The 7,011-nt window shown below is 70.4% G+C and carries 3 protein-coding genes and 1 pseudogene; 2 read left to right on the top strand and 2 right to left on the bottom strand.

The features are described 5' to 3' along the window. Positions 1 to 2,761, top strand: a pseudogene (locus tag AWC08_RS36220) (PE family protein); the annotation flags it as partial. 347 nt (positions 2,762 to 3,108) lie between these two features. Next, entirely contained in the window at positions 3,109 to 5,025 is a 1,917-nt protein-coding gene (gene asnB, locus AWC08_RS01305) for an asparagine synthase (glutamine-hydrolyzing) (RefSeq protein ID WP_069435584.1), read from the top strand. Positions 5,026 to 5,047: 22 nt separating this feature from the next. Here the strand turns inward: asnB and AWC08_RS38900 are convergent, their stop codons facing one another. Beyond that, positions 5,048 to 6,517 (bottom strand): PE family protein, encoded by a 1,470-nt coding sequence (locus tag AWC08_RS38900; RefSeq protein WP_085087323.1) that lies wholly within the window; start codon positions 6,515 to 6,517, stop codon positions 5,048 to 5,050. 198 nt (positions 6,518 to 6,715) lie between these two features. After that, positions 6,716 to 6,946: a hypothetical protein gene (locus AWC08_RS36215; RefSeq protein WP_069433111.1), complete on the bottom strand. Its 231-nt coding sequence runs from the start codon at positions 6,944 to 6,946 to the stop codon at positions 6,716 to 6,718. Positions 6,947 to 7,011: the final 65 nt, after the last annotated feature.

Below are 7,011 nucleotides of genomic sequence, written 5' to 3'. Positions count from 1 at the left end.
GGCCGTCACCACAGGCAAGAGCGGCGGCAACGGCGGCATCGGCGGGACCGGCGGCAACGCCGGCAAGGCCGGCATCGCCGGGACCGGCGGCGCCGGGGGCAGCGCTGGCACATCCGGCGACGGCGGAAACGGCGGGCAGGGCGGCAACGGCGGAAACGGCGCCGCCGGTAAAGACGGCGTGGGCGTTCAGATCAACGGCGGCACCGGTGGCGCCGGCGGGAACGGCGGCCAGGGTGGAACCGGCGGCTTGGCCGACGTCGGCGGTAAGAACGGCAGCGGCGGCAACGGCGGCAACGGCGGACTCGGCGGTGTGGGTGGCACCGGCTTGTCCGACTTGGACACTGACAGCGGCAACGGCGGCAACGGCGGCAAGGGCGGCGCCGGCGGCGGCGCCGGGAAAGCCGGCCTGGCCGGGGCGGGCGCCGGCGCCGCGGGAACCGTCGGCAAGGCGGGAACCGGCGGCAACGGCGGGACCGGTGGCAACGGCGGCTCTGGCGCCAACGGCGCCGATAACCCGAACGTCGACAGCAATCCCGGAGGCGCGGGCGGGGCCGGCGGCAACGGCGGCCAGGGCGGACAGGGCGGCGCCGGCAACGGGGGAACCGCCGGCAGCGGCGGCAAGGGCGGCAACGGCGCCAACGGCGGCAACGGCGGCTTCGGGGGCAACGGTCCCACGTACGCCCAGGGCACCGGGGCCGGAGCAAATGGCGGAAACGGCGGAGACGGCGGAAACGGCGGTCCGGGCGGCAACGCCGGCTTAGGCGGCTTTGCCGGCAGCGGCAGCGGCGGTAAGCAGGGCTTGAGCGGTATCGCCGGCAACGGCGGCAACGGCGGCAACGCCGGCAACGCCGGAAATGGCGCAAAGGGTGACTACTCCATCATCAACGGGGACGGTTATGCCGGCGGCGATGGCGGCAACGGCGGTAAGGGCGGCAGCGGCGGAAACGGCGGACAAGGCTTTGGCGGTGTCGGCGGCGGGAACGGCGGCAATGCCGGCAATGGCGGCAACGCCGGCTTCGGCGGCAACGGCGGCACACCCGGTCCGGGAGGTAACGGCGGCCCCGCCGGCAACGGCGGCACCGGCGGCAACGGTGGCAACGGTGGAGAAGGCGGACTTGGCGGGGGTAAGGGCGGCAACGCCGGCAACGGCGGCAATGGCAACTACGGCGGAGATGGCGGCTCCGGCAGCTTTATCGCCGGTCAAGACGGCGGGCCCGGTGGCGACGGAGGCGCCGGCGGCAACGGAGGCAGCGGAGGCAACGGGTACGGCGCAATAGCCGGCAACGGCGGCAATGCCGGCAACGGAGGCGCAGGCGGTAACGGCGGCGCCGGCGCTGAAGCGTTGTTCGGGACCGCGGACGACGGCGGAAGGGGAGGCAAGGGCGGCAGCGGCGGTAACGGCGGCAGCGGAGGTGGTTCGTTCGGTGCCAACGGCGCGGGCAGCGGGCCTCCCGGTGGCGGTGGAGACGGCGGCAAAGGCGGCAACGCCGGCGCTGGCGGCTCAGGCGGCGTAGGCGGCACAGGCGATACCGGATCTGGCGGCAATGGCGGCCCCGCCGGCAACGGCGGCACCGGCGGCAACGGCGGCAACGGCGGCGCCGGCGGCGGCCTAGGCGGAGACGCCGGCAACGGCGGCAACGGCGGAAGCGGCGGCAACGGTAACGGTGACAGCAGCCACAACGGCGGCAACGGCGCCACGGGTGGCAACGGCGGCAATGGCGGCAACGGTGGCAACGGCAGCGGTGCCAAGGCGGGCAACGGCGGCGCTGCGGGCAACGGCGGCAGCGGCGGCAGCGGCGGCAACGCTTCGTGGGCCGCCTTCGGTAGCGGTTACAACGGCGGCAGCGGCGCGGTTGGCGGCAACGGCGGCACCGGCGGCAACGGCGGCATCGCCCTCGGCTTTCCCAACGGCGGCGGCGACGGCGGCGCGGGCGGCAACGCCGGCAAGGGCGGCGGCGGCGGCAACGGCGGGACAGCCGGCACCGGCGGCAGCGGCGGCACCGGCGGCAACGCCGCCGCGGGCGGCAACGGAGGTAACGGCGGCAACGGCGGCTTCAGCGGTGGTAAAGGCGGCCAGGGCGGAAACGGCGCCAATGGCGGCAACGCCGGCAGCGGCGGTGAAGCAGGCGCGGTCGGCACATCGGGTGGCAGCGGTGGCAGCGGCGGCAACGGCGGCAACGGCGGTAGCGGCGGCACCGGCAACGGCGCCAGCGGTGGCAACGCCGGCACCGCCGGCAACGGCGGCAACGGGGGCAACGGCAACTCGGGCAACCCGAATCTGGGTGGAAACAACGGCGGAAACGCCGGCGGCGGTGGCAAAGGCGGCAACGGCGGCAACGGCGGCGGCATCATCAATGGCGGCACCGGCGGGACCCCGAGCAAGGGCGGGACCGGTGGGAACGGCGGCACCGGCGGCTATGGCGGGTATGCCGTTGTCGGGGACAACGGCAACGGCGGAAGCGGCGGCGCAGGCGGAGCGGGCGGGACCGGCGGCGCCGGAACCGTACCCGGCGTCTTGGGCGCTCAGGGCGGCACCGGCGGTAGCGGTGGTAACGGCGGCGGCGGCAACACGAAGGGCGACTCGAAATACTGGGGCATCGGCGGTACCGGCGGCAATGGCGGCGGTGGCGGCACCGGCGGTAAGGGCGGCAACGGCGGAGCCGGCTCCGGCGGATTCGCCGGGGTTCCCGGCACCGGGGGCAATAAGCCGAATGCCGGCATTGGGGGTGGTGGCGGCGGCGGTGGCGCCGGCGGTAACTGAGACCTGCCCCTACCTGGCACCGGCGAAAAACCTGAAGCACGTAGCGCTTTCGGCGCTACCAAGCGACTACCGGAGCGTCGGTTGGCGCTGTTGCGGCACCGACATTGTTGATCGGATCCCCGCCTCATCAGCAAGGTGTGCCGGTCACTGCTGAGACGTGCAGCTGCGTCTTGCCCCCCGAGACTGGGCAAATGCGGCGTCGCTCACCTCGACGCCGCTGTCAAAAGTCGGAATGGTTGAAAACTCCCCGCGTTAGGCTCAAATGGCAGCGTTGCACGTCGGTAGCGCATGATCGTGCCGACGCTGACGGTGGGCGCGGGACGACGTGAAAGGCGGAGGGCACAAGGATGTGCGGGATATTCGCTGCTATGACGCGCCGGGGCCTTCCGACTGAGCGGCGTGACGCCGCGCTCAAGCTCCTGGAGCATCGCGGGCCCGACGGCTGCGGCACCTGGACATCGCGGGACGGGCAATGGACGCTGGGGCACACGCGGTTGTCGATCATCGGCCTGGACAACGGAACTCAGCCCATGACGAGCCCGGGCGGCATGGTCCACCTCGTTGTGAACGGCGAGTTCTACGGCTACCGAGAGATCCGCGAGCAACTTCGCGCACGCGGGTATCACTTCTCCTCCGCCAGCGACAGCGAGATCGCGCTGCACCTCTACGCCGAGCGCGGTATCCAGGCGGCGACGCAACTGCGCGGCGAGTTCGCGGTGATCATTGCCGACGAACGCCAACGCGCGATGTATGCGATCCGCGACCGCTTCGGCGTCAAACCCCTCTACTACGCGGTGGTGGACGGCGATGTGTATTTCGCGTCGGAGATCAAAGCGTTGTTGGCGCTCGGTGTGCCCGCCAGATGGGACCTCGAGGGCGCCACCGGTGGGTTCGGAAGATCGCATGAGAAAACGGAGTTCGCCGGGATCAGTACCGTGCCGCCGGGCTGCTATGCGATAGCCCGAGATGGTGGGGTTCGCATCTACCCGTACTGGGATTGGGAGATGCCGACTGCTGAGCAGATGCGCGCGGACACGCGAAGCGAGGCCGAGATCGTCGCCGAGTTTCGGGTGGCACTGCAGGATGCGGTGCGGGAACGGTTGGTCGCCGATGTCGAGGTCGCGTCGTATCTCAGTGGCGGCATCGACTCCTGTGCCGTCCTCGGACTCGCTCAGCAGGAAATGGACCGGCCGATTCGCGCGTTCACCCTCACCTTCGAGAACCCGCTGTACGACGAGGCCCGCGTCGCGCAAGAACAGGCCAAACGGGTCGGCGCGACGTACCACCCGATACCGATCACCGGACGAGAGATTGCGGAGTCCTTCGCAGACGCGGTGTGGCATGCCGAAACTCAGATGTTCAACGGGCATGGCGTCGCCAAATATTTGCTCAGCCGCGCCGTCCGGGCCGCCGGCATCAAGGTGGTGTTCACCGGCGAAGGGGCCGACGAGATGCTGGGCGGGTATCCGTACTACCGCGTCGACGCCTTGAACAACGACGCGACACTGAGTGCCGGGGAGAGATCGGCACTCCTCGAAGAGATGCTCGGTGCCAACGCCGCGACTCGCGCGCTGATGATGCCGGATCAAGTCAGCAGTCCCGAAATGCAGGCCGTCGAACGCAGACTCGGCTGGCTGCCAGCGACGCTGAATGTTTGTGCAGCGCAAACCAATAGCGTGGCACCACTGCTTCGTGACGACCTTCCCGCTTCGGTTCGAGAGTTTCAGCCGCTGATCGCCGCGCTGGATCGCCTGCCGATCGCGCAAAGCGTCACCGGTCGCGACCACCTGAATCAGATGCTCTACATCAACGCGAAAACGGTTCTGCCGAACTTCATTCTGAATTATCTCGCCGATCGGATGGAGATGGCCCACTCGATCGAAGGCCGGGTGCCGTTCCTGGACCATCGAGTCGCCGAGGCCGCGGCCCGCGTGCCGGTTCAGTTGAAAGTCAAGGGCATTCGCGAAAAGCACGTCCTTCGCGAAGCGGCGAAAGACGTGTTGATCCCGGAGGTGTACGACCGGCAGAAGCATCCGTTCACGACGCCGCCGACGCGCGACCCGAGCGACCCGATGCTCGTTTTCTACCGGGATACGTTTGCCTCGCAAGCCGCGAAGGACCAGCCGATCTACGACATGAAAAAGGTCTCCACCGCGCTCGATCAACTGCTTGAGTCCCCAGACGATCAGCGCATCGCGGTGGAGGGCGCTTTGCAGCGGGTCGCAAGTGTAATTGTGATGCAGCAACTGTTTTCGATGAGCTGAGGCTGCCTCGCCATCGCCGCGCCTAAAGTAGGCTTGCCGTTCCCGCCTTGCCGGCCGACCCGCCTCCCCCGGTACCGGGTAAACCGCCAAAGCCTGCAAAGGCTTTGGCCAGGGTAGTCGCCTCGGCGTCGCCGCCGTCACCACCGCTACCGCCGTGGCCGGGGTTGCCTGTGCCACCGTAACCACCGTTGCCGCCGGTGGCGGTTCCGCTTCCCCAGTTCAATGCGTAGGCGGCGTCACCGCCGTGGCCGCCGACCGGCCCTGTTCCGCCGGTACCGCCGGCTCCGCCGATGGCATAGCCGCTGCCGCCGCCGGGGCCATAGTTGTATCCCATCAGTGAGCCGGGTCCCCCGGTGCCGCCGGCGCCGCCTACGGTACTACCGCTGCCGCCGGCCCCGCCCTGACCGCCGACGGCGTTTCCGGTTCCGCCACCGGCCCAGATGTATGCGCTGCCACCGTTGCCGCCCGCACCCCCAGCGCCCACGGTGCCGGTGCCGCCGTGACCGCCGTTGCCGCCGATGGCGCTTGTGCTGTTGCTGCCGCTTGTTTGGATGCTGACGCTGCCACCGTCGCCGCCGCGGCCGCCGGTCGCGCCGAGCCCCCCATCACCGCCGAGCCCTCCGGGGCCGCCGTTGATGGAGCCGCTGCCACCGTTGCCGCCGCGGCCGCCGTCGCCGGTCTGGCCTGCGACGCCGTCGTGGCTGAATAGAGCCGAATGGGCCCCGCCGGCGCCGCCCATTCCTCCGGCACCGCCATTGCCGCCGGTGCCGCCGGCAACGAAGGCATTCGGGGCAGTGGCGCCGTAGCCGCCCCAACCGCCGGTGCCGCCGGTTCCGCCGGCACCGCCGTTGCCCCACAGCAACCCGCCAGCGCCGCCAGCCCCGCCCTGACCACCGGGGCCGCCCATACCCCCGTTACCCGTAGCAGTGTCGAAGCCTTGAACTCCGGTAGCCCCGGTTCCACCGGCCCCGCCGCGGCCGCCATCACCGAACAGCCCGGCGTCGCCTCCTCGCCCACCCACGCCGCCACCGTCAACTCCTGACCCGCCGTTGCCACCATTGCCGAACAACAACCCTCCCGGTTTGCCGTCTTGACCGGTCCCGGCGGCACCGTCGGCGCCGTTGCCGAGCAGCGGACGGCCCAGCAAAGCATTGGTGGGGGCATTGATGGCGTTCAGCACGCCTTGGGTGAAGGCTTCCAGTGGGTTCGTGTTGGCCGCTTCTGCCGTTGCGTAGGCGACCCCCGCGCCGGTCAGTGCCGCCGCGAACTGGTCGTGGTACGCCCAAACCTGAGCACTGAGCGTCTGATACTCGCGTCCGTAGCGCGAAAAGAGCTCGGCCATTGCCGCCGAGACCTCGTCGGCGGCGGCCCCGAGCACACTGGTCGTGGAGGCCGCCGCCTCTGCATGCGCGGTGCGCAGGATGGAGCCGATCCGCGCCAAGTCCGTGGCTGCCGAACCCAGCGACTCCGGTACAGCGAAAACATACGACACTGCTGCCCCACCTCCCGCGTCGCTGGCCATTCGGTTGCCCGAAACCCGACCGTATTCGGGCCAATCGCGGAGGGCTTGAGTAGTTGACTACCTAAATTTTTCAAGCGGAATTGACCGCAACATGGCATCAACGCTTCTGCTGAACAAGTCACCACCCCAGCCAGCCCGTCGTCGGCCGGAAGCCGAAGTTCGCCGGTGCTAGACGCCGGCGCCGCCATTACCGCCGTTACCGCCGGTGGCGCTGCCGCTGCCGTCACCCGCCGTGGTGTCGACGCCGCCGCTGCCGCCGGTGGTGCTAAGGGTGCCGCCGCCGCTCCCAACGAACGATCCGCCGATTCCGATCGTGATCGCCGATGCGACGTGCGCCCGGCTGGACTTCACCGCGCGCGCCAGCGGCGGGGATAGTCGCCAGGGTCCGGTTCGGCGCATCGGACCGTCGGTTCCACGAGGTGGCCCGCGCAGGCCAGTGATTGGCACGCGCGTCGGTGCCGCGC

It is taken from the genome of Mycobacterium gordonae, from assembly GCF_002101675.1.
Lineage (GTDB): Bacteria > Actinomycetota > Actinomycetes > Mycobacteriales > Mycobacteriaceae > Mycobacterium > Mycobacterium gordonae.
This window is presented reverse-complemented; position numbering and strand designations above follow the sequence as displayed.

Bases quoted from the DNA above. Each gene is read 5' to 3' on its own strand.
- asnB (WP_069435584.1), top strand. From the start codon at position 3,109: ATGTGCGGGATATTCGCTGCTATGACGCGCCGGGGCCTTCCGACTGAG.
- AWC08_RS36215 (WP_069433111.1), bottom strand. From the start codon at position 6,946: ATGCGCCGAACCGGACCCTGGCGACTATCCCCGCCGCTGGCGCGCGCG.